The sequence below is a fragment of the Paracoccus sp. J39 genome (genome assembly GCF_000518925.1).
Classification (GTDB): domain Bacteria; phylum Pseudomonadota; class Alphaproteobacteria; order Rhodobacterales; family Rhodobacteraceae; genus Paracoccus.
This window is the reverse complement of sequence record NZ_JAEN01000002.1, coordinates 74,299-92,710: the sequence shown is the minus strand read 5'-3', so window position 1 is coordinate 92,710 and position 18,412 is coordinate 74,299. Positions and strand designations below refer to the sequence as shown.

Here is an 18,412-nt window from a genome sequence, read left to right as displayed (position 1 = left end):
CCCGGTTTACACGCCGCCCTATGACGGCGGCAACCCCGCCGGGGCGGTCTCTGCCTCCAGCCCCAGTTCACGGCGGATTTCGTGGCGGCGCAGTTCCAGCCACAGCGCCAGGTTCAGAAGCGGTCCGTTGCGGATCTCGCCCGCCAGCGCCATGCGGGTCAGCTCGGCCCGCGGGATCAGATGCGAGCGGATATCCTCGTCCTCGGTCGCAAGCCCGCCCAGTCCGGCGCTGTCATCCGGCAGGTCGGCGATGCCGACATAGAGATAGAGGTATTCCGCCACCGCCCCGGGGCTGGGATAGTTGTGCGGCGCCGGGAACAGGCGCGTCACGGCGATGCCGGTTTCCTCGACCGCCTCGCGCCGGGCGGCCTGTTCCGGGGTCTCGCCGGCATCGACGCGGCCGGCCACGGTCTCGTAAAGCCACGGCTGCGCATCGCCGCGCGCCAAGGGTCCGGCGCGCAGCTGGTCGATCAGCATGACCCGGTCGCGCAGCGGGTCCCAGGGCAGGACGACGGTCGCATCGCCCGAGACGAAGACCGCGCGCAGCAACGGCGGCGTCCGGCCGCCATCGTTGCGGTGCTGGCTGAGCCGGATCGCCTCGACCGAGAAATAGTCGGCATAGGGCTCCTCGACCGAATCGATGCGGGTCCGGTCGATGGCGGCAGGCCCCACATGCGGCAGGCCCGCGGTCTCGGCCAGGGCGCGCTGGCGCGAGGCGACCCAGCTGGCGATCATCGGCAGGCGCCTGCGGATCGCCTCGGCCGGCTGGTCCCAGGGCAGGGCCAGCACCCTGTCTGCCATCGCGGCCGCCAGTTCGGGCTGCCATTCGGATGCGGCCTCGGCCGGCTCGCCCAGGCCCAGCACCTCCCGGCCCTCATGCCGCTGCGGCGCCAGGCCGAAGATCGCGGCATAGCGGCGCAGGGCCGGCGTCCAGTCGGCCTGCCAGAGCGGCAGGCTGTCGCTGCCCACGGCCAGGCGGGGCCAGCCGTCCGCCGCGATCCCGGCCATGCGGCCGCCGATCAGCCTGCCCTGCAACGGTTCGGCCTCGATGGCTTGGGGGGCCAGGCGGGCCCGCAGGAGCGGATGCGCCAGCGGCCCGATCAGCAGCGGCATAGCCGCGGTCCCCGGATGCTTTCGGCCTGCCCGGCCATGCCTGTTTCTGCCATGATCCCTCCAGGGACAAAATTTTCGCGGTTTTCGCGCGAAGCCCCTTGCGCTTCAACCCCCGCCCGTCTAAATCGCCGCCACCACCCGAAAGCGCGGAGAGGTGCCGGAGTGGTCGAACGGGGCGGTCTCGAAAACCGTTGAGCCTTCACGGGTTCCGTGGGTTCGAATCCCACCCTCTCCGCCACACTCCATTGATATTTATAAGAAAAATTGCCGTTCAGGCGACACACCCGCCATCACGCCCGCCTTTATATTTGCGGTTGGCTGCTACCGATTGCGGTCGTGAGCGATGCGGATTCGCCACGCGATGGGATAGATTGGAGCTAGCATCTGCAGCGCATGCGGGATCTGTCGCTGGGCCGTGAGCGCACCAGGACGGTTGCCCCGTGGCGGCTGCTTCCGATCTGCCCGGCGGCGATCCAGTTCATCACCGTGCGGCGCGGCCCGCCGATCAGCCATCGCAGGCACAGCCGACGCCTTTGCGGCATTGCTTGTCCCGGCTGATGCAACTGTCACCGCAGGCTTTGCCCTTGCTGCACATCTTGCAGCAGGCGGCATCCAGAAGGACGGCATCAGGGCCTCTGAGGTCCAGCAGGCGTTGCCGGGCGTCCTGGATGTCCTCTGTCATCAAGGCGCCGAGGATGGGCACGGCGCCGTCATCCGCAAACGAGGGCAGGGAAAAGCAGACGAGGAAAGCAATGAGGGAAGGGCGCATCGGACTTTTTAACGATTTGTTAACCTTTCCCTGATAAGCGGCTTTCCGCCGATTCGCCAAGAAGCAGGGGCAGTCGCCTGGGCCTCTGGATCAGGGGTTCCACGTCGAACTGACAAACTGACAGAACTGACAGAACCCCGCCCGGCTCGCCTTAAGAGCGCATGCCGCCGTGCGACGCTCCCGGAATCCTCCCGCCCAAGCGAAAGCCCCCGCATGATGCGGGGGCTCTGTCGGCCAATGCGCTCATGTTCACCCCCTTCCGGGTTGGGCCGAGAAATCAGCGGTCAGGCATGCCACGGCGATGGCGTGGCGCTGCGAAGCCCCGAGGTCGCCAGCACCAGCGGCGGCTCCCTGGGAAAGGACCGGATATCGAACCACTTGAAACAGGTGCCGTCCGTGTTCATCCGGTCGCCCGAGGAAATGGGATAGCCGTTCGAGGCGTGGCGGATCAGCCCGGCTCGGAAAGCCCGCAGATCCAGCAGCCACCACAGGTCAAAGCCCGTCCCGACGGCATTGGCATGGCCGTAGAACAGCCAGTCTCCCTCGCCGTTCACAATCTTGGCCAGCTCGGTCGGGTTGCCCGAGGGCAGACGCGAGCGGATGGTGAAGTCATAGGGATAGCGGCCGGCATAGCCATGGCGGCGCACCCTGGCGGCGATGCGCATATCACGGCCATCAAGCATCAGCAGATCGGTGGCATGGCGGGTATCGAGGTAATCTGGCGCGACCTGCAAGAGATGCGCACCAACGATGCGGCGGATCTCGGGAATAAAACGATCCGACCAGTGCCGATTGATCGAATAGGCCGTGTCCATGCTGATGCGCCCTCGCGCCGGTTGAAGATGGGATGAAGGAATGGAGGCGCCCGACCGGGGCCGGGCGCGGTGGTTGTCAGGCGACAAGTTCGCGGGTCTCGGGCCTATGGGCGGCAAGCTCGGCATCGTGCAGTTCCTGCGCCTTCTTAACGCGATCCGCGACGACTTGGATCAGGTTGATGATGCCCGAGCCGATGGGGGTTTCGTCCTGCGTCAGGAAGTCAGTGGCCACATTATCCAAGATGCACAGCAGCCCCCCGATGGTATGAAGCTCGGCCTCGGTGTCGCAATGCGCGTTGAAATAGCTCATACTATGGCCCCCTTCGGCAGGTTTACGATGTCCAGACCGTTGTTCAGACCACGGCTGAGGTTGAACGCCTTTTCCGCCAGCTCAGTCATCAGAGCGCGGGCGTCTTCCTCGTCGCGGGTGGACAGGGCGCGCATGGCCCGAGCGATTGCTTCAAGAGCAGCAGCGTCGTCCTGCATCTTATCCAAATAGGTTTCGAGCGCGCTCATGCCGCACCCCCGATCAGCGCGCGGGCTTCGGCCCAAAGGTCATGGCGACCGCAGCTATCTTCGATGGAAAAATCCCCGAAGCAGGTCCATGCCATGACCTTGAGCGCCCAATCGCCCAGCCCCTCGCAAGGCGCGGCGATCAGACGTTTCTCCACGGCCGTCAGGCGATCCGTCGCCGCGTCGCACATGGCGCATTCGCCCGTGTCGCTTTCACGAAAGGCCACCACTTCGGCATCGTGGGCGACCTGCCATTCCCGGAACAGCTTCATCACCGGGGTTTCCTCGACCCCTGCAGCCCCGCCTGCCGGGGCAGCACCGGCCACGAGCGCAACCGGCGCCAGTCTCATCAGGTCACGACGTTTCATCGTCAGTTCTCCTTGTTGAAAGGTTCATCCGCCGCCAGTTCGCGCAGGGCGAGTTCCAGCGGCAGCAGAGGGATGGCCAGCACCGCGCCTTGCGCCTGAGCCTCGGCCACGGTGATGAAACCGCGGATCAGCGCAGCCGCGCGATGATGCCGGTCATGGACAGCGGCAGCGCTCATGCCTCACCGCCCAGCCGCGCGAGGCGGCGATGCGAGGCCCGGATGGCGTCTCGCTGGAAACGCACAGCTTCGCGGACTGACCGCAGATCGCCTGCGCCCGTCTCGACTTCATCAAGGGCCAGCCGCAGACGCTCCGCGATGAAGGCGCGCTCCGTTGCCGGCAGGACCGATCCTGCACGGCCGTTCAGACATGCGGGCTCTGTCGCCCTTTTCAGGTCGTTGTCGATCATCATTAGCTCCATCCGGCAATCTGACAGCCACTTAGGCGAGGTAAATCATCACAGGGCATTGAGTTATTATGCCACTGTGCTAAGAAAGTAGCGTCAAGGCATACCCATGTCAACACTCTGGCATAACTTTTTTACACAGGGACATAACATTGACCCCGGAGCAGGTTCGGATGGCACGAGCAGCACTGCGGATAGGCGTGCGAGACCTTGCAGAAGCAGCAGGCGTCACCCCAGCCACAATCACGCGGTTCGAGACCGAAAAGGGCGGGCTACAGCACGCCAGTGCAGAGGCCATCCGCAAGGCCCTTGAGGCCCAGGGCGTGCAGTTCCTCGAAGGTGGTCAGGTCGCGGCGGGGCCTGGGGTGGCCATGAGGGCTGATGGGTCCGATACGGCTTGAAACCGTGCAGCTTTGCATCGCCGCGTCCCTGAAGAACAATGCGATTGCTTTGCGCTCCGCCCTTCATCCTGCTTGCATTCTGACGAATGCTGCCATCCACTGTCCGCAGCATCAACCCAAAGATGAGAGACGGTGATGACTGACAAGCTTTCGGCGCTACAGCTCTATGCAATCGGGGCCCTGCGCATCGTCGCCGGGCTGCTCTATTTCGAGCATGGAACCCAAAAGCTGTTCGGCATCCCCATCCCCGGCCCCGAGACCCTCGGCATGCTGTCGCTCGTCTCCGGGCTGCTGGAGGTCATCGGCGGCGCACTGATCATCCTCGGCCTGTTCACCCGGCCGGTGGCATTCGTCCTGTCCGGGCACATGGCTTTCGCCTATTGGATGGCGCATGCCCCCAAGAGCGTTTTCCCCGTGGCCAACGGCGGCGATGCAGCCATCCTGTTCTGCTTCGTCTTCCTGTTGCTCGTGACCACCGGTGCCGGGGCGCTGTCCATCGACCGGCTCAAGGGCCGCTGAGAAGCTCTGCAGGAGCATCCCGTCTCCGGCGCAGTTAAATGCGCTGGAGGAAGCAACACCATGACCTCCAGCACCAGCGCCCCACGGGCGTCAGCGGCAGTTACGCAGATCACCGGCAGGGGAAGGCGATGTTGAAGGCACCGCGCGTTAGCCTTGAGGCCGGCATATGCCGGGCGGCGGGAAACTTAACCAGATGCGCGCAAACCACATCTGCCAACTGCCCGAGGGTCACGCCATTCGGAATGCAAGCATTTAACTCATTAGTGTTCTGGTCAGCATCCACCATCCAAAGGCCATCCGTGAATCCTGCCAGATACCCGACCACGAAGTTCCTGTTGGAGCGGCATAAGTCGTGCAGTTCATTGCCGGTGTAAAATCGGTCCTGCCCCAACACAGGCCCTGCCACCACCAACCCCAACACAGCAGCCACTAACCGCATCACAACCTCCTGGCGAATCTCATACCACCGTTATCATGACCGGCAGAATCAGCGAGCCGCTTTTAATAAGCATCGGCCGAAACGATGGCATCCTCCCGTGTGGCGACCGCCGCTTGACTCTCCGCCGCTGCTACGCTGACCTCGTGCAAAACGGAGAGACTGGCTATGCGTTTGACTATGGCAACATTTCTGGCGGCGGGCTTGGCAGTGCAGGCTATGCCAGCGTCGGCGGCTTTGAGCGGCTACTGGGATAGCTCGAAAATCCTGCACGCGATACTCGGCGACAACCGGCTGGCCGACGCCCTCAAGCAGCAGCCCATCGAGCGCATCGAAAAGACAGCCGAGGGATACGAGGTCAGCAGCCGGGATTGCGCGGTGCAGGTCAAGGTGACCTCCATTGCGCCTGACCATCCGGGGCCGACCCGCCACACCATCAGCATTGGCAAGGGGCGGTGCCAGCAGTAATGCCCGAGTTGAGAACCGAGGAAGTTGAACAGATCGAGGCAGCCGCGCGCGTGGTGCTGGGGCTGCTGCGCTTGCAGACCTTGCAGTCGGGCGCCGTGCCCTTGAGCGACCTGCCGCAACTGCTGCTGGCAGCCGCCGAGGAACGCCACCGGAATGGCGATTTCGGCGCTGAGAGGATGCTGTGCGAGTGGGCGGATATGCTGAGGGATTGGGAGGGGTGAGGAACAGGATTTGGGAGTCATTGAAAGGGGTTTGGCGACACGGTATCGTCTTAGGTGATGAGTCGCGCCCTAATTTTTTCCGATGAAGCGGGATGTTTTGCGTTTTGCAAGAATGACCGCGCAAGTCGTTACTTCATGGTCTGCACGGTGTCCCTTCCCTCATGGGAAGCAGGCGACAAGATGCTGGCGCTCAGGCGGGACATGGCATGGAGAGGGCTTCCAGTAGGAGAGCAACTCCATGCGACAGCAGATAAGAATGACGTTCGCCGCGAAGTGTTTAGCCTTCTTTCTGGGCAAGATTTTCGTATAGATGTTACCATCCTAGAGAAATCTAAAGCACAACCACACACCAGAAAAAGCCCGGACACGTTCTACAAATACGCTTGGTTTTACCACTTCAAGCACGTGGGGCCCGCGTTGCTAGCTGGCGTTACCGAAGCTCACATATTCGCGGCAGCCCTCGGAACCAAAAAGGGCCAAGCTGTCTATACCGCTGCCGTCAATGACGTGATCCAACAGATCGTTCAACGTCAACAGTGGGCTACATCCTTTCCGCGCGCAGCCGCGGAGCCGTGCCTGCAAATCGCTGACTACTGCGCGTGGGCTATCCAACGGAAGTGGGAGAGGGGCGATACTTGGGCTTACGATCTGATCTCCAACAAGATCAAAACTGAATATGATCTGTGGAGAATGGGGGCTAAGCACTACTATTAAGCCCCAGAAAAAGTTGCGGCCCGCAATCTCAGCTATCCCGAAGGAAGCGCCCGAGGGGGCTTGTCACTGAGCAAGGGCCGCATCTGAAATATAGCCGATCACGCCGCCCAATGCAACGATTCTGGGCCACATAGGGCCGTTTCGGACCATTTTGGAACGCCGCCCAGCCCCGCTCCGGCGGGGCTTCGTCATCCAGGAACATCGCAGCATTCTGGTGGTTGGTTACCCAGGAGGACCAATCATGGCCAGAGAACATCCCACCGAGAAAGACAACCCGGCGACCGACCCAGAGCGCCAGAACGCCCAAGGCAAGCACGAAGGCAGCCCACACTCGCCCGAGGAGTTCACGAAAGCCGACCCCGAGGCTGGAAAGGAATGGCCTGCCAAGCACCGCGGCGCCAAGCCCAACACCGCGATGTGCGAGGACAGGAGCAAGCCTGGCATCGTGGACAAGAGCGAGGACTGCTAGTCTCGCAGATCCCGGCTCATGGCGGCAGGTCCATCTGCACCAGTGCGAACAGATACAGCAACCAAGGGGCTAAAACGGCCCCGCCCAGCAGAAAAAGCACGTCTCTCTGCCACCCGCTGCGGATTACGGCCATCGAGATGGCGACCGCTGCGGCTATGGGCAACAGCAACAGAATAGGCATCGGATAATGATAGCGAGTGCCAACCGCCGTGACCTCATGAAACGAAGCGGCCGCAAAGGCTTGGCCGAAACCTGCCAGAACTGCACGGTAAGGTCGGCAATCGCTCGCCATCATGGGCGATTGCTGGTCTTGCCCCACAGACCGGCGGGTTAAAGCCGCAGCAGCTGCTCAACCTCCCGGCTCTCCCGCACGAGGGCCATGACCTGCGCCCGCAGCGCCATGGCCTCTTTCGTGCGCTGGCCGTGCCGAAAATTCGGATGGGCGGGCCCAGGCTTCGCGCCGCTGCGGGCACCATGCATCCGGCAGACGGTCCAGCCCTTCACCGCAGGATTGCAGCACCGGACCCCAGATCGCTTCGACATTGCCGTGCAGCGGGGAGAGCTGTGCATGGGGTAAACGTCAGCTTTCGCCATGACCCCGCCCCCCGTGGTTGACGTTCCCGACAACGGCCTGGGCGCCGCTCTCGACCGTGACCCGCTCGACGCGCACCACCTGCTGGCCCTTGGAGCGATACCGTTTCAGCGCCTCGACCTGGGCGGCATAGGTCCGCGCCAGCTTGTTCAGCGCGCGCTCGGCAGAGTCTTGCTGCAGGATGTTCTCAACATGATTCAACCTGCGCGCCATGTGCATGGTCGCCTGATGGATCGCTGCCATCTGGGTCAGCAGCAGCGCCTCGGTCGCGTCCTGCGGCTCCATGCTGTCCACGAACCCCAAGGCGAAATTGGAGGCATTGGCGTCCGTCTTGGTGCCGGGCGAGCCCAGGATTGAAATCTGCCCCAGCAGCCCGTTCTTCACTGCCGGGTTGCCGGTGGCTTTGCTAATGCGGCTGAAATCGCCGTCGATGACCAGCCTGACACTCCGGTCCTCATGCCATTCGATTTCCATCGTCGGCGGGGTCCGTTTCTTCTGAGATGCCGGCGGGTGGACGGTATCCGCTGCGGTCGCCAGCTCCTGGACAGAAGCGCCCGTATCGTTCCGCGCCTTGTCTGCGCTTGCCTGTGAGTGCATGAATCTGGCCCTTTCAATCAGTTGCGATGGTTCGCGGCAGGGCATAGGATCCAGCCATGAGCATGGCCGAGATGTTTACCGTCGTCATTGCCGCGAACATGGTCACCATCGTGTTCCTCTATGCGGTCTGGCGGATCAAAAAGAACGAGAACGATTGGCCTGCCATTGGGCTCGCGCTGTTTTGCTGCCTCATTGCGGGCGTAGCCAGTTACGCAACTCTCCTGCCGACGTAGGCAGAGAGGCGGCGCCAAGCGCATTCAGCGCGTTAGTGACGCCCCGCCCCGCCCCCGGCAGGATCGGGAAGGCCGTGCGCGCCGCTTCCAGCGCGTTCAGCGTTGCCAGCGCGTTCGGGCGGGTCAGCACGTCTGCAAGCTCGTTGCGCACACCGCTCTTGGCGCGCTGGATTTGCGCAGGGGTTGATCCCGTAACGCGTTGCCAGATGCCCTTGGCGGTGTTCACCGGCTCGCCGCGAGCGAGCGCCCCCGGCTCTAGGCTGTCATCCAGCATCTGCCCGAACTGCTGACGCCCGAAGGTGCGGCTGTTCGTCGCCACCCGCGCCCGCAGCCCGAGCGCCTGCGCCGTGTCGTCCAGCGCCTGCTTGAGCGGTTCCCAGTCCTTGCCCAGAAGCAGCCTCATCTTGTCCTGTGAAGCCCGCGACGTGAGCATGGTATAGGACTTGTAGGCCTCGCGAGCGTCAATGTTCGGATCGCTGGCAACCGCCCTGACATTAGCAACTGCGTCGTCAATGCTTTGCCGCAACCCGCGTTTGACCGCCGCGCGCTCGGCTTGAGACATGCCGTCAAGCAGCGCCTCTGCCTCGGCCCGAGTCACACCCGGAGCGAGAAGCGTTTCGCCCGTCTTGATCGCCTTGACCTGCCCGATGATATCGCCCGCCGTATTCACGGCATAATCATACTCCGGCACGGCTTGCCCAAGGTTGCGGCGAATGTCCCGCGCCAGACCCTGATAGGCAGCCCCCATGCGGGTTTGTCCACCAAGCGCCCCGGCGCCGTCGCCGCTTTCCGCAAGCCCGTCCAGCGCCTGCTTGATGTAGTCCCACTGACGCACGTCGGGCGGGTTGGTGAAGGTCACTGTTCCATCGTCAGCAATGGACGCCATGATCTGCTTGGACTTCTCACCGTTCATCCGCATCAGCTTATTGGCGTAGCTGATCGCATCAGCAGGCAGGCGCGGGCTGATATCGTCCAGCAGCGCTGCCCCTTGCGGGCTGGCGTAGTCGATGGGCTGCGCATAAGCGGCGTCATAGACCGCCTTGCGTGCGGGGGCGGTTGCCGACCGAATATCCCCTTGTAAGCGCGCCGTGTCGCTGAACTGCCGAGAGGACGGGGCGCCGACGCTGTTGCCGGTCAGGCTGCGATCAAGCTGGCCGCTGAGACGCTGGCCTGCCGCCGTTGCCCGGTCGTCAATCCGCCCCAGCGCCGTGCGCGCGCCCTCTCCGGGCGATTGAATGACCGCATCAAGCGCGCCTTGCGTGGACGGGCCGGCATCGGCAAGCATCGCGTCGGGGCGTGCCAGAGCATTCCGCATTCGGGCGGCATCGTCCATTTCCAGCGTATCGGACAGCAGGCGGCCAGCGCGGCGGCTGATACCGAGGTCGTCGGCAACCTGTCCAATGCCGCGATATTCTGCCAGGGCGTTGCGTGCACCGCGATAGGCCGCGCCAACACCTTGAGCAACGGCAGGGATGGCGGCACCGACTGCACCGCCCAGCACCATATCGGTGATGCCGGTCCCGAACCGCTCATTCGCATTATTCTCGCCGCGTCCGAAACCTCTCACGACGCCCTCGCCCATCCCCAAAAGGCCACCGCGCAGCATGTTGCCACCGAGGCTTTCGGCAGCAATCCCGGGACCTGCCGCCATGAGCGCGGGAACCGTGGCCGTGATGCCCCCAGCGAGTTGCAAGCCCGCGCTTTGCCACGGTCTTTCCTGATCCATCGCCTTCGAGGTAGCGCGCCAGGCATCGCGGGCCTGATCGCCATAGACCGCGCCGACCGCTTCATCGGCATAGGTGCCGATAAACGGCACGCCTTCCACGGCCTTCGCGGCCCGTGCAGCGACCGGGTTCTGGTCTATGATGGCCTCGTTCCATCCAGATTTGGACACATCGGCCGGCGTGGCGCCCTCCATCAGCTTCGCCACCTGATCCGGGTCGCTGGTGCTGTAGTTCGGGCTGCTGAACACGCGCTGACCGCTGGACAGTTCCCAGATGGTGCCGCCGTCCTTGGTCGTCGCGACGGCCCTACGCCCGGACGGCTGGTCCTGTGCCGCGGGGGCGAAATCCGCCCAGGGCCCATCCTCTTGCCCCGTCTGCGGCTGAAAATCTTCCCAGGGACCGGCCATTATTGCTTCTCCCAGCTGTTCGGGTCTGCCGGATCACCGCCGCGAAAGCGGTATCCCTTGCGCACTTCGCCCACCTGCGGAGGCGGAGGCCTACCGCCCGCTTGATGGGATTGCGGCGGGCTTGAAACAGAGGCTGATGGATTGGCGGCAGACGGCACTGGCGCCCGCTGGGGCGCAGATCCGGGGGAAAGCGCCCCCTGCTGCTTCGCCATTTCTACAAGCCGCGCTTCAGCAGCGCTCTGCGGCGCGCGAGTCTGGACATAGCGGCCATCCGGGCCAGTAACCAGGATAGGTGCAACAGGGCCGGAAGGCGCACCTTGGATCGGGCGCGAAGGTGGCTGCTGCGCAGCGAGGGGAGCGGACATGGCGGGGCCAGCGTCCGGCGAATATTGCGGCTGTTGAACCGAGGTCGCTACCGCCGGCTGTGACGGGCTGGCCCAGCCATAGGACGGCAGCGCCAAGTCGGGATTGATGCCCCACTGCTGGGCGATGGGAAGATATTCGTCACGCACCGAGCCGAACCGATCCGACGACGCCTGATAGATATTGCCCGCCTGCTTGAGCATGTCGTCGCGCTGCTTGGGCGACAGGCGCTCGCCGCTGATGATACGGTTCCACTGGTTGCGAATCTGTTCCGGCACACCGGCCGCGTTCTGGGCCGTCGCAAATTCGCCTTCTCGAACCACGCTGCCGGGGTCCAGCATCTTCATGAAGTTGAAGATCAGCGCCAGGTCGCCTGCCGCGCTCGGGTCTTTCTTCGATGCCTCGATGCGCTCCATCGCCTGGGTCTGGTCGATGAACATCTTCACGTCGGGAAGGCCAGTGAACTCCTTTCGAAGGCTTTGCGTGGTGTCGAAGTCGGCGCCCTGGCCTTGCATCCCCTTCATGGTATCCGCCCATGACAGGTAGCCTCTGGCTTTCACGGGGATATCATCCCAACTGTAGTCGTCGGGGTTGCCGCCTTCCCTTGTGATGAAGTCGGCTAGGCCGGCCTTGTCGCCGCGATGATAGAAATCGAGCGCAATCTTGGCCAGGCGTTCCGCCTCCTGCGCGTCCTTGAGCGCCTGCGCCTCGCCAACACGCTGAATGTGCTGCTGGACGTTGAGTTGATACTGGTTTTCCAGACGCGATTCCTGCCGGTCGGCGCGCGCGTCCAGCTTGGCATCGCGCTCTTGCCGATACCGCTGGTCTTGCTGGCGGCTGGTCATGTCGAGCGCCAACAACGGATCATACTGATACAGCGCATTCAGGGCATTGGTATTTCCGCTGGCGAGCGCAGGGCCGCTTTCTTTCAGGAAGCCGGCCAGCGCGTTCTGCTGGCGCTGCTGGTTCACCTGCTGGGCAAGGGCGTTGCCGCGCTCAAGGGCGCCGAACACGTCGGCGGTCTGCCCGGCTTGCAGGATCAGGCTCGGGTTCATCATCGCCATCACGGCCTCCACGCGCTGTAGGTCGGGGTAAAGCCTGCCGGCTGCTGACGGCTGAGCCCCTGTTGGTAGCCCCACAGGTTGATGCCGCTATTGATGCCATCCTGAATGGCGTTGTTGAACCCTGCCGCACCCCCAGCCAGGGCATTGCCCTTGTTCGCCAAAGCGCCGCTGCCCATCTGCGCGAAGGCGTTCGACGCCTGCGCCGTGTTCGCCGCGCTGGCCTGCCCCATGTCGGTGAGGCCGGAAAGCCGCGCCAGATAGTTGCCGTATTCCTCGCTCGCGATGTTCTGGTTGTAATCCGCCAGAGCCTTGAGCGTCGCCCCGCTGTGCAGGCCGCCACGGGCACCGGCAAGCGCGTTGATGCTGTCATTGCCGGATTGCAGGCGGAACTCATAACCCGGTGTCGCGGTGAAGCCGCCATAGGCACTGCCCCCGGTCGGATTGGCCCGCGCCCATGCATGCGCCTCTTCCAGCGTGTTGAACGTCTGGCCGCCGACGCGATACTGCGTGCTGCCCGGCGTCGTCACCATCCGCGACATGTCCTCGCCAAGGCGGCCGTTGCGGTTGAAAAGACCCATCGACGTGGGGCCGAGGCCGGAGCTTTGCGTGGTCGTGCTGCCGGGCGTGGTGATGGTCTCGATCTGCGGCGCGGTCCCGCCCACGGTCGGCGCGGCACCCAGCCCCATCTCATACATCAGGGCTTGCAGCGCCGTGGAGCCGGCATCGCGATAGCCGCCCAGATCCTCGCGGGTCTGCTGATACATACGCTCTTGCAGGGCAAGTTGCTGGTCAGCCGACTTTGACTGTGCTTTCGCCGCCTTCGACGCAGACGAGGCTCCAAGCAGAGACGACCCGGCGATAACGCCGGTAACGGGATCAGGCATTGAACTCTCTCCAAAGGGTTTCCGGCGTCTCGCCATAGGTCCGGTAAATCTCGGGGCCGACCTCTGCCGCCCAGTCATCGCCGCCGGCCAGCCACGCCATCAGGTGCCAGACGGTATAAATGCCGGCGCGCAGCATGTAGGCTTTCGCCACGTCGTTGCGGTCGCCCCGGTCCAGCACGTTGGCCGCCCGCCATTGCAGATACATTTGCAGCATGGCCGGGCGCAGAAGATGCGCGTGAGCCGCGAAATACGGCTCGTATTCCTTGCCCCAGCCCAGCCAGGACAGAAGGGCATTCATGCCCTCGCAAGCGCCTTCGTCTTCAAGGTCGTCCCACTTCTGGCAGGCCTCGAACAGCTGGCGGGCAAAGCGGATGGCCAGGTCGTCGCCCTGGAACCAGCGCGCGAAGCGGTGAACCAAGGCGGTTTCGGCGCCCTCGATTGAGGACGCCACGCCAGAGGTCGCGAGTGTCTGTTGATCGGTCAGCATTGCCCCATACCGCTACCGTCGCTTGTGGTATTATATTACCTGATACAGCTGGAAATCTCAAGCTTTATGCCCTCCCCGCAGGTGGCAAGTTCACGAGCTTGGCCGAGGGTGAGAGGCTATTGCGCCAGGCGGCAAAAAGCGCTGCGGAGCGCGCCGCCCCCACACGACACTGAGGTGGAATACTTGAAGGGCCCTCCTGCTGGACGGCAGCATATGGCATGCCGTTGTCATCCAGCACGACTGCGAGCCATACCCTGTCCGACCAGTCGGAATGCGGAGCGAATCCGGGGAAGCCGGTCGCAGCCTCCAACGTGACCGGCCGCACGATTTCCGAGCGTCCACTGCGGAGCATGTCAGCAATCGCGCGCTGCAAAACCTCAATCATCGCAGCATTGCAGATGCGGACCACGCCGCCGCCCGCGGGGACCATGAACCCGCGGGCCATCATTGCCGCCGTCCGGTCAGCGTTTTGCCGGCCATATTTTCTCAGCACCCGATTCACGACGAGAGCCCTCCCTGTTTCATGTTGCGGAAAAATGCAGCGCGGGCGGCTGGATCGAGCGTATTGAACGCCAGCGAGCGCAGGGCGTCATGCCGGCCCGTCCGGTCAAATTCCGGCGACTGATCGCCTGGGCGCACCAGCACCGCGAACCGGCAAAACCCTTCCCGGTCCACCCCGGCGGCCAGCCATGCGCCGAGTTGCAGCCGTTCACGCGCGAATTCCTCTATGCTCATGGAATAGTCGCCCGTGACGAACCCATGCCCGAAATATGCGAAGACCGGGCTCGGCTTTACAAAATCAGCTTGGCTGGGAAAGGACAGCGCGGCGTCCGGGCTGATCCGTTCGACATGATCCACACCACCCCGGCGCAGCACGACCTCATAGACCCGGCGCAGGGCCTCGATTGCCGCCGGGTCGCGCACCGGCACGAACTCCCCCCGGTAAACGTCCTGGCTGTTCTCGGCCCATTCCTGTGCCGTCGCTTCGGCATTCATCGCCAGCGCCTCGCGGAATACCCGCCGGCCGACACGGCCCAGGCCGTCAAGATAACCGCTCATCGTTCATTCTCCATGTAGATGTTGCCCAGCGCGACTGCCCGCAGCAGATCTGCCGCGAGACAAAGGGCTGCGCTGGGCGTGAGGGGGATTGCCGCCAACTGCTGGCCATCCTGCCAGACGTGAAGGGCGGGGCCTGGGCGGACTGTGACAAGAATCATGCCCATGCCCTCGTATCCTGCGGATCGTTCATCGCCTTCCAATCCGTGAAGGCATCTGCCACGCCCGTCCTGATCACCTCAGGCGGATGGCTGTGGCCCGACCATGGCGCTGCGGTATGTGCTGCCGGGACTGGCTCCCCGCCGAGCTGACGGACTGATAATACTGACAGAACCTCGGATTTGGTGTTTTTCCCGGACGGAATCGCCTGTGCAGCGGGGGTTTCGTCAGTTCTGTCAGTTCTGTCAGTTTGGCAAAGACCTGCGGTTGCCGCTTGAAGCCACCGGGTCATGCTTCACCTCGGACAGCAGGATTGACCGAATAAAGCCGCTTCGGCGCACCGCCCTTTGGGCTCGGCGGCAGTTCGACGTTGCGGATCAGGTCGGCGGTTTCCAGAACCTTGATGGCAGGGTTGATCCTCTCCATGTCCTGGAGGTGGGTTCGTTGCTTGCGCCGCACATCGCGCGCGGTGAAGCTCCGCCAGCTTTCTTCGCGGATCAGAGCCAGAAGGGCGCGGGCAGACCGCTGCGCCGGGTTCCCGGCGTTCTCTGCATAGGCGCGTTTCGCCATCGGCAGCAGATAGGCCTCGACCAGATGCGCAGCGCGTCCGAAGTGGTTGATCGTGATTTCCTGCGGTTCCTGCGCTTCGCCCGATGCCCATTCCATCAGCGCCAGCACGAGCGCCAGGCGCACGGCGACGCCCGGCAACTTGCCGATGAAGGAGAGCATCAGCCCCTCGGTATCGATTTCCCAACTCCGAACGGCCTGCCGGAAACCATCCAGAAGGTCGCGCGCATCATTCGTGAACGGCACGAACCATGGCCGGCGTTCGCCGTGTTCGTCGGCGGGCATCTGCAACGTCAGCAGCCGCGCGATGGCATTCTCGATGAAGGTTTCGTCATGGAATACCTCGGGGCGCTTCACGGGCGCCGGATGCGGCCAGACGGGCATCAGACGGGCCAACAGGCCGTCATCATCGGATTTGATCAGCAGGCTGCGTAGCCGGTCGGGCTGGATACCGCCCAGCACGCCCAGCGTGAGCCTGTCGATATAAACCGGATCGCGGCCCATGCGCTCGACCGAATAGGCGCGGCCCCCATAGGCTTCCAGCCAGAACGGACGATCAGAACCACCACCGGAATAGCGGCTCATGCCCTGCAACCATCCGGCCAGTTCATCGCGGGCCAGCAGGGTGCCGCGCGGCTGGCCCGACATGATGACCGCCAGCTTCTCGACCGTGGCATCGGAAACAGCCAGGCGGGGCATCACGGGCTCCGGGCCGGGATTTGCCGATTCCGGGCGCGAAGGCGGTTCCTCTCCGGCCTTGATTGCCGCCTTGACGGCCTCCTTCCAGGTGGATTCGGCTAGGCGGGCGACCTCGGCCTTCGCACGCCAGTCGTTGATATCGGTCTGCGCGGATTCGCGCATCTGGCGTTCGAATTTCTTGAGCGGCATCAGGACGGCATCAAGGCCGGGGCTTTTGCCCGCGGAGGGATTGCCGATAACCATGAACCACGGAACGGGCGGTTCGGCCCACCCCTGCCAAGGCGACGCCCAGCGGGTATTCCCAATGAGAGAGCCGCAAACTGACAGAACTGACGCAACCACATAGTCGGCCGGCGCCCCCTTGCATTCGGCGGCCTTGCGCATCCAGTCTGCCCAACGCACCGAAAAAACCTGATCCAAAGGCAGGGGGGGCGGTTCGGGGATTTCAGCTTGAAGCAAGCGCAGATCAGCATCGGGCCATTTTTCCGAGAAGGGTATGGCGGCGGGATGCAACTGTTCGGGCATCGCGTTCATGCGGCGGCCCCTTTCTTGTTCAGGATATCGTTCCAATCCTGCCCGTCAGGAGCAGGCAGAAGGCTGACGGACCAGCCCAGGGCGCTGGCGCGCTCGGCCAGCTTGCGACCTGCGGCCTTTCCCGGTTCGTCGCCATCGGTGGCGATGGTCAGGCGATGCGGGCTATCGGGAAGCCGAAGCCCGGCCATGCCCGAGGTGGACAGGCAGGCCCAGACAGTCGCGGGCCGGCACAGAAGCCCCGAGGCCAGCGAAAGCGCGGTCTCGATACCCTCGGCCACCACCAGCGGCCCTTGTGCAACTGTCAGCCGCACGGCGCCACCGAGCGCCGCGCCCAGCATGGCCTTGGGCGGGTCCAGATCGGCCTTGCCGCTGCCATCGGGACGCAGATAGGTCCGATGCACCGCCAGCCGGGGAAGCCCGTCGATCCGGGCCACCATGGCCGGCGCGCGCTGGGCGCCGGGATGCCAGCAATCGGGATGGAAGCGCAGGCTGTCCGGCAAGGTGCAGGTGATGCCCCGGCCGCGCAGGTAGGTTTCCGCGATGGAGCCACCGATCGGTTGCGCCTCGCGCCAGCAGGCCAGCGCGCGCTTCTCGGCCATCTGGGCGGCAGCCTCGTCCTCGGCCTTGCGGCAGGCCATCTCGGCCGGGCTCAGCGGCTCAGGGCGATAGTCCCGCGACAGCATGCCCCGCGAGCGCAGGGCATCCAGAATGTCGATGAAGGCGCAGCCGGTCTTGCAGTTCAGCAGCAGGCGCCCATCCGGGGCATCGGCCAGCGAAAGCGAGGGCTTGCGGTCGCCATGGGCCGGGCAGCAGGCAAGGCCATAGCGGCCATACCACTTGCCGCCCAGCGATTGCGTCAGGGTGCGGGCGTCAGTCACGGCCGGCCCCCCAGATCAGGGCAGCCAGCATCGCGGCGCGGTCGTGGCTGATGCCGTAGCGGATGCAGAGCCGGGAAATGCGAAGCGCCATCATGCCGCACCGCCTTTCCTGGCCTTGCCCAGCGTCTCCAGGACGGCCGGCAGCAGATCGAGCCGAAAGGCCAGTCCCTGCTTGCCGGGGCGCATCTCCCCCGCATCGTCGCGATACCAGACGCGGATATTGACGATATCGTGGCCCTTGAAGGTTTCCGCCGTGAAGCGGATTTCCTCACGGGCGTTCTTCTGCACAATGCCCAGGTCCGTCATGCCGCAGCCTCCCGGCCGGGGGTCACGCTGGACCGCAGGACATAGCGCGCATGATGGCCGGGAAACGGCCCCTCATGGCTTTCGTGGATCGTCTCGATGCAGACGCCGGCCTTTTTCAGCTTGAACACGTAGGCCGACCAGCGCGGGCCGGGGTGATCGATGGGCGTGCAGCCCCTCGGGCCGGCTCGCATCAGGTTTTCCAGGGCCCAGCGGTCCCGGCCCTTGACGACGACCACGCGGGGATCCGCTTCCCCGTCGCGAATGGTGAATGCCCGTGCGGGCCATTGCTCTTTGAAGGACATAGCCTTGCCTCATCTCTTGCGGGCAAGGGCGCCGTGCGCTATATTTGCGGTATTCCCTTACCGCCAAGCGAATGCGCCGCCGCCCTTTGCCTCGGGGTGGCGGTTTCGTTATGCGGCGCCTGCCATTTCAGCCCGGCGCCGCTCCCAACCTTCAAGCTCAGAGAGCTTCCAGCGGGTGCATCCGGGCGTCAGCGTGACGGGTTTCGGAAAGGTCGGATCGGTTCTTGCCCAGCGCCAAGGCGTTTTCGGGTGAACCCCGTAGCGGGCGGCAATCTGAGCGGCTGCAAGGTAGGTATCGGCCATGATGCTCTCCAATCTGTAGCGATTGGGAGCAACTTGAAGCTTGACGGC

General features: G+C 64.1%; 29 protein-coding genes, 1 tRNA gene and 1 pseudogene. 8 read left to right on the top strand and 23 right to left on the bottom strand.

Annotation, left to right across the window (positions count from 1 at the left end; translation table 11 throughout):
* Positions 1 to 18: 18 nt before the first annotated feature.
* The gene (locus tag L632_RS0102425) at positions 19 to 1,113 is read right to left on the bottom strand and encodes an NUDIX domain-containing protein (protein WP_028712471.1); all 1,095 of its coding nucleotides are present in this window, start codon (positions 1,111 to 1,113) and stop codon (positions 19 to 21) included.
* A gap of 148 nt (positions 1,114 to 1,261) precedes the next feature.
* Between L632_RS0102425 and L632_RS0102420 the strand changes: the two genes are divergently transcribed.
* Positions 1,262 to 1,351: transfer RNA gene (locus L632_RS0102420), tRNA-Ser, on the top strand.
* Between the two features lie 267 nt (positions 1,352 to 1,618).
* On the opposite strand, the gene L632_RS0102415 is transcribed toward L632_RS0102420, so the two are convergent.
* The 7 genes from L632_RS0102415 to L632_RS0102385 form a co-directional block, all read right to left on the bottom strand.
* Complete coding sequence (locus tag L632_RS0102415; protein WP_028716322.1) at positions 1,619 to 1,882, bottom strand: hypothetical protein; 264 nt, start codon at positions 1,880 to 1,882, stop codon at positions 1,619 to 1,621.
* A 284-nt stretch (positions 1,883 to 2,166) separates the two neighbouring features.
* Positions 2,167 to 2,697, bottom strand: a complete 531-nt coding sequence (locus L632_RS21960; RefSeq protein ID WP_036697098.1) for a hypothetical protein — start codon at positions 2,695 to 2,697, stop codon at positions 2,167 to 2,169.
* 76 nt (positions 2,698 to 2,773) lie between these two features.
* Positions 2,774 to 3,007 (bottom strand): hypothetical protein, encoded by a 234-nt coding sequence (locus L632_RS0102405; RefSeq protein WP_028716321.1) that lies wholly within the window; start codon positions 3,005 to 3,007, stop codon positions 2,774 to 2,776.
* Positions 3,004 to 3,213, bottom strand: a complete 210-nt coding sequence (locus L632_RS0102400) for a hypothetical protein (RefSeq protein ID WP_028716320.1) — start codon at positions 3,211 to 3,213, stop codon at positions 3,004 to 3,006. The genes L632_RS0102405 and L632_RS0102400 overlap by 4 nt, the downstream gene beginning before the upstream one ends.
* The gene (locus tag L632_RS0102395) at positions 3,210 to 3,485 is read right to left on the bottom strand and encodes a hypothetical protein (protein WP_156933624.1); all 276 of its coding nucleotides are present in this window, start codon (positions 3,483 to 3,485) and stop codon (positions 3,210 to 3,212) included. Before L632_RS0102395 ends, L632_RS0102400 begins: the two co-directional genes overlap by 4 nt.
* 95 nt (positions 3,486 to 3,580) lie before the next feature.
* Positions 3,581 to 3,754 (bottom strand): hypothetical protein, encoded by a 174-nt coding sequence (locus L632_RS24210; RefSeq protein ID WP_156933623.1) that lies wholly within the window; start codon positions 3,752 to 3,754, stop codon positions 3,581 to 3,583.
* A complete protein-coding gene (locus tag L632_RS0102385; protein WP_115756339.1) occupies positions 3,751 to 3,984 on the bottom strand; it encodes a hypothetical protein in 234 nt (77 codons plus the stop codon). Before L632_RS0102385 ends, L632_RS24210 begins: the two co-directional genes overlap by 4 nt.
* 170 nt (positions 3,985 to 4,154) lie before the next feature.
* Here L632_RS0102385 and L632_RS24825 point away from each other — a divergent pair.
* A pseudogene (locus tag L632_RS24825) lies at positions 4,155 to 4,247 on the top strand (transcriptional regulator); the annotation flags it as partial.
* 6 nt (positions 4,248 to 4,253) lie between these two features.
* Here L632_RS24825 and L632_RS24820 read toward each other — a convergent pair.
* Positions 4,254 to 4,400 carry a hypothetical protein gene (locus L632_RS24820; protein ID WP_232220949.1) on the bottom strand — a complete coding sequence of 49 codons (147 nt, stop codon included), beginning with the start codon at positions 4,398 to 4,400 and terminating at the stop codon, positions 4,254 to 4,256.
* A 117-nt stretch (positions 4,401 to 4,517) separates the two neighbouring features.
* Here L632_RS24820 and L632_RS0102380 point away from each other — a divergent pair, with 117 nt between their 5' ends.
* Positions 4,518 to 4,901, top strand: coding sequence for a DoxX family protein (locus tag L632_RS0102380; RefSeq protein ID WP_028716317.1), 384 nt, complete (start codon positions 4,518 to 4,520; stop codon positions 4,899 to 4,901).
* A gap of 109 nt (positions 4,902 to 5,010) precedes the next feature.
* On the opposite strand, the gene L632_RS0102375 is transcribed toward L632_RS0102380, so the two are convergent.
* Complete coding sequence (locus tag L632_RS0102375) at positions 5,011 to 5,340, bottom strand: Rap1a/Tai family immunity protein (protein WP_028716316.1); 330 nt, start codon at positions 5,338 to 5,340, stop codon at positions 5,011 to 5,013.
* A gap of 165 nt (positions 5,341 to 5,505) precedes the next feature.
* On the opposite strand from L632_RS0102375, the gene L632_RS0102370 reads away from it, so the two are divergent.
* The 4 genes from L632_RS0102370 to L632_RS0102360 all read left to right on the top strand — a co-directional run bounded on the left by L632_RS0102370 (position 5,506) and on the right by L632_RS0102360 (position 7,209).
* Positions 5,506 to 5,805, top strand: coding sequence for a hypothetical protein (locus tag L632_RS0102370; RefSeq protein WP_156933622.1), 300 nt, complete (start codon positions 5,506 to 5,508; stop codon positions 5,803 to 5,805).
* On the top strand, positions 5,805 to 6,026 hold the full coding sequence (locus tag L632_RS0102365; protein WP_028716314.1) for a hypothetical protein: 222 nt from the start codon (positions 5,805 to 5,807) through the stop codon (positions 6,024 to 6,026). Before L632_RS0102370 ends, L632_RS0102365 begins: the two co-directional genes overlap by 1 nt.
* Positions 6,027 to 6,083: 57 nt before the next feature.
* On the top strand, positions 6,084 to 6,740 hold the full coding sequence (locus tag L632_RS24205) for a DUF3800 domain-containing protein (protein ID WP_172823714.1): 657 nt from the start codon (positions 6,084 to 6,086) through the stop codon (positions 6,738 to 6,740).
* Between the two features lie 241 nt (positions 6,741 to 6,981).
* Positions 6,982 to 7,209 carry a hypothetical protein gene (locus tag L632_RS0102360; protein ID WP_028716313.1) on the top strand — a complete coding sequence of 76 codons (228 nt, stop codon included), beginning with the start codon at positions 6,982 to 6,984 and terminating at the stop codon, positions 7,207 to 7,209.
* 16 nt (positions 7,210 to 7,225) lie between these two features.
* Here L632_RS0102360 and L632_RS24200 read toward each other — a convergent pair whose 3' ends face one another.
* Positions 7,226 to 7,504 (bottom strand): hypothetical protein, encoded by a 279-nt coding sequence (locus L632_RS24200; RefSeq protein WP_156933621.1) that lies wholly within the window; start codon positions 7,502 to 7,504, stop codon positions 7,226 to 7,228.
* Positions 7,505 to 7,789: 285 nt separating this feature from the next.
* On the bottom strand, positions 7,790 to 8,398 hold the full coding sequence (locus L632_RS21955) for a hypothetical protein (protein WP_156933620.1): 609 nt from the start codon (positions 8,396 to 8,398) through the stop codon (positions 7,790 to 7,792).
* 56 nt (positions 8,399 to 8,454) lie between these two features.
* On the opposite strand from L632_RS21955, the gene L632_RS24195 reads away from it, so the two are divergent.
* Complete coding sequence (locus tag L632_RS24195; RefSeq protein ID WP_156933619.1) at positions 8,455 to 8,631, top strand: hypothetical protein; 177 nt, start codon at positions 8,455 to 8,457, stop codon at positions 8,629 to 8,631.
* On the opposite strand, the gene L632_RS0102335 is transcribed toward L632_RS24195, so the two are convergent.
* From L632_RS0102335 to L632_RS23740, 11 genes are all read right to left on the bottom strand, one after another.
* Positions 8,588 to 10,762 (bottom strand): hypothetical protein, encoded by a 2,175-nt coding sequence (locus L632_RS0102335; RefSeq protein ID WP_028716312.1) that lies wholly within the window; start codon positions 10,760 to 10,762, stop codon positions 8,588 to 8,590. The two genes, L632_RS24195 and L632_RS0102335, sit on opposite strands and share 44 nt — an antisense overlap.
* Positions 10,762 to 12,189: a hypothetical protein gene (locus L632_RS0102330; RefSeq protein ID WP_156933618.1), complete on the bottom strand. Its 1,428-nt coding sequence runs from the start codon at positions 12,187 to 12,189 to the stop codon at positions 10,762 to 10,764. Before L632_RS0102330 ends, L632_RS0102335 begins: the two co-directional genes overlap by 1 nt.
* Positions 12,189 to 12,953, bottom strand: a complete 765-nt coding sequence (locus tag L632_RS23405) for a hypothetical protein (protein ID WP_028716310.1) — start codon at positions 12,951 to 12,953, stop codon at positions 12,189 to 12,191. Before L632_RS23405 ends, L632_RS0102330 begins: the two co-directional genes overlap by 1 nt.
* A gap of 112 nt (positions 12,954 to 13,065) precedes the next feature.
* Complete coding sequence (locus L632_RS0102320) at positions 13,066 to 13,560, bottom strand: hypothetical protein (protein WP_028716309.1); 495 nt, start codon at positions 13,558 to 13,560, stop codon at positions 13,066 to 13,068.
* 498 nt (positions 13,561 to 14,058) lie between these two features.
* Entirely contained in the window at positions 14,059 to 14,619 is a 561-nt protein-coding gene (locus L632_RS0102310) for a hypothetical protein (protein ID WP_028716307.1), read from the bottom strand.
* Positions 14,616 to 14,783 carry a hypothetical protein gene (locus L632_RS24190; protein ID WP_156933617.1) on the bottom strand — a complete coding sequence of 56 codons (168 nt, stop codon included), beginning with the start codon at positions 14,781 to 14,783 and terminating at the stop codon, positions 14,616 to 14,618. The genes L632_RS0102310 and L632_RS24190 overlap by 4 nt, the downstream gene beginning before the upstream one ends.
* Before the next feature lie 280 nt (positions 14,784 to 15,063).
* Entirely contained in the window at positions 15,064 to 16,575 is a 1,512-nt protein-coding gene (locus L632_RS0102300) for a YfjI family protein (RefSeq protein WP_084648048.1), read from the bottom strand.
* A complete protein-coding gene (locus L632_RS0102295) occupies positions 16,572 to 17,453 on the bottom strand; it encodes a toprim domain-containing protein (protein ID WP_028716305.1) in 882 nt (293 codons plus the stop codon). Before L632_RS0102295 ends, L632_RS0102300 begins: the two co-directional genes overlap by 4 nt.
* A 90-nt stretch (positions 17,454 to 17,543) precedes the next feature.
* Positions 17,544 to 17,759, bottom strand: coding sequence for a transcriptional coactivator p15/PC4 family protein (locus tag L632_RS21945; RefSeq protein WP_036697094.1), 216 nt, complete (start codon positions 17,757 to 17,759; stop codon positions 17,544 to 17,546).
* Positions 17,756 to 18,061 carry a hypothetical protein gene (locus L632_RS0102280; protein WP_028716304.1) on the bottom strand — a complete coding sequence of 102 codons (306 nt, stop codon included), beginning with the start codon at positions 18,059 to 18,061 and terminating at the stop codon, positions 17,756 to 17,758. The genes L632_RS21945 and L632_RS0102280 overlap by 4 nt, the downstream gene beginning before the upstream one ends.
* A gap of 108 nt (positions 18,062 to 18,169) precedes the next feature.
* Positions 18,170 to 18,364, bottom strand: coding sequence for an AlpA family transcriptional regulator (locus tag L632_RS23740; RefSeq protein ID WP_084196909.1), 195 nt, complete (start codon positions 18,362 to 18,364; stop codon positions 18,170 to 18,172).
* Between the last annotated feature and the right edge of the window lie 48 nt (positions 18,365 to 18,412).